The organism is Streptomyces alkaliterrae, assembly GCF_007097205.2.
GTDB lineage: Bacteria > Actinomycetota > Actinomycetes > Streptomycetales > Streptomycetaceae > Streptomyces > Streptomyces alkaliterrae.
This window is the reverse complement of the sequence record NZ_VJYK02000515.1, coordinates 1-2,317: the sequence shown is the minus strand read 5'-3', so window position 1 is coordinate 2,317 and position 2,317 is coordinate 1. Positions and strand designations below refer to the sequence as shown.

Genomic DNA, 2,317 nt, shown 5'->3' with positions numbered 1-2,317 from the left:
GCGGAGGGCGGGCGCGGCGCGGGGGCGGACGCTCGGGGCGTGCGAAGCGGCACTCTCGCGCGGGCGCGCGGCCCGACCCGCACGCCGGTCCGTACGCCGTGACCGCGCGCCGGTCCCGGGCGCCCCACCCCCGTGGAGGCGCCCAGGACCGGCCGGCGGTCCCGGGACGGTCGGATGCCCCCGTGACGTCCGACCGGCGGGTCCCGCGGTACGGCGATGCGGACCGCCGTACTCCACTGAGCGTAGGCGGTGCCGGTATCAGCCGCGTATCAGCCGGCCGCCACGCCGGTCACCGCCGCCGTGAGCAGGCGTCGGCCGCCTCCCGGGAGTTGAAGTCGGCCAGCATCGACCGAGCCCGCTGCTCCGCCGAGACCGCCTGCTCGCCGCGGCCCAGCCCGGCGAGCGCGGCGCCCAGCGCGGTGTACAGCTCGGCGATCTGCGGCGGGTCGAAGGGCTGCTCGGCGGCGTGCTCCAGGCCGCGCCTGGCCCAGTGCGCGGCCTGTTCGAACTCGGCGCTCGACAGGTGGAACTCGGCCAGTACGGAGGCGGTGCCCACCAGGTGGTGGTTCACCGGTGCCAGCCGGTAGCTCTCGGTCAGCAGCCTCAGTGCCTCGTCGCGTTCGCCGCGCATCAGGTGCACGCGGCCGAGGTTGTTCAGTGAGGAGCAGCGCACCTCGGGCAGGCCGTGCCGGTCCGCGTGGCCGAGTGCCCGCCGGCCGACCGCCACCGCCTCCTCCAGTCGCCCGGCCATGGCCAGGCAGGGCACCTGGTTGTTGTAGCTGGTGGCGAGTTCGTCCTGGGCGCCGAGCCGGTCGAACAGCGTGATGGCACGGTCGAGTTGCCTCAGTGCGCTCGCACCGTCGCCGCGTTGGCCGGCGACCCGGCCGAGGCTGGCCAGCGCGACGGCCTGCGCGAAGGCGTCGGACCGCCGTTCGGCAGCGGCGAGTTGGGTCGCGGCGAGCTGTTCCTGGTGCCGCCAGCAGAACCTGATGGCGAAGTAGCTCTCCAGCGCTCTGGTGGCCTCCAGCGCGAACGTGTCCAGCGGCGGGCCGCTTCCGTCGAACTCCGGCTGCGCCAACTGCTCGGCGAGGGCGAGCACTTCGGGAAGCTCCAGGTCGACCCACTCGAGCGCTTCGTCCCGTCGTTCGAAGAGGCGGCCCTCGGGGTGGCGTGCGGCGCCGTCCTGGAACCTGCGGCGGAGGAAGTCGCCGACGGGTAGCGGGGCGGTGCTGCGGTAGAGGGTGCCGAGGTACCAGGAGGAGAGGCGGGCCAGGGCGCGGTGGCGTTCGGCGGCGGGCAGCCGGTCGGCGTCCCGCAGCGCGGCGGAGCGCACCAGGTCGTGCAGGGCGTAGCGGCCCGGGGTGGGGCTGGTGGCGATCTGCGCGTCGGTCAGCCGTTCCAGCACGTCCCGCGCGGCCGGGGCGTCGAGTCCGGTGAGCGCGGCGAAGGTCGGGGCGGTGTGGTGTGTCACCGCGCACACGCCCAGCGTCCAGAACCGTCGGGCGGCCTCACGGTCGCCTCGGTCGCCGGAGCCGGCGAGTTGGTCGATACCGACCATCAGGGACGCCCGGGCGTCGACGTCGGCGGTGACGAGTTCGTCCAGCCGTCCTCGCTCGTCGCGGAGCACGGCCACCCAGTCGGCGACCGACCAGCGCGGCCGGGAGGCCATCCGGGTGGCCACGATGCGCAGTGCCAGCGGCAGTCGGCCGCAGAGGTTGACCAGTTCCTCCCACGCCGGCTGTTCGCCCGCCTCCGCCGGCCGACCGGAGACGGCGCCTACCAGGGCGATGGCGTCCGGTGCCGACAGGGTGTCCAGGTGCAGGTGCCGGGCCTCGCCCAGCCCGGTGAGCACCGCCCGGCTGGTGACCAGCGCCGCGCAGCCGGCCGCGTCCGGGAGCAGCGGCGCCACCTGGTCGGCGCGCAGCGCGTTGTCCAGGACGAGCAGTACGCGTCGGTCGGCCAGGCACTCGCGGTAGAGGGCGAGCGCCTGGTCGGTGTCGCGGGGTATGCGCCGCTCGTCGACCCCGAGCGCGGTGAGCAGGGTCTGCAGGACGTCGGAGGTGCGCAGCGGCGGGCGGCAGGGGTCGCTGCCGTGCAGGTCGACGTGGAGGACACCGTCGGGGAAGCGGTCGGCGACGTCCCGGGCGGCGCGGACGGCGAGGGCTGACTTGCCCACCCCTCCGGGGCCGTCCAGGAGACAGACCACCGGTGCGGTCGCGGCCTCGGTGAGCCGTTCTCTGAGTCTGGCCAGTTCCACGCCGCGGGCGACGAAGCCGGCCGGCCCTCTCGGCAGGCGGACGGCCGGGCGGGTGGGGGA

1 protein-coding gene is annotated in these 2,317 nt (G+C 75.4%); it reads right to left on the bottom strand.

Going from position 1 to position 2,317, the window contains the following annotated elements; translation table 11 throughout:
• Window positions 1–289: 289 nt before the first annotated feature.
• Window positions 290–2,317, bottom strand: a 2,028-nt coding sequence (locus FNX44_RS26260; RefSeq protein WP_143651473.1) for an NB-ARC domain-containing protein, incomplete at its 5' end; no start/stop codon positions are given.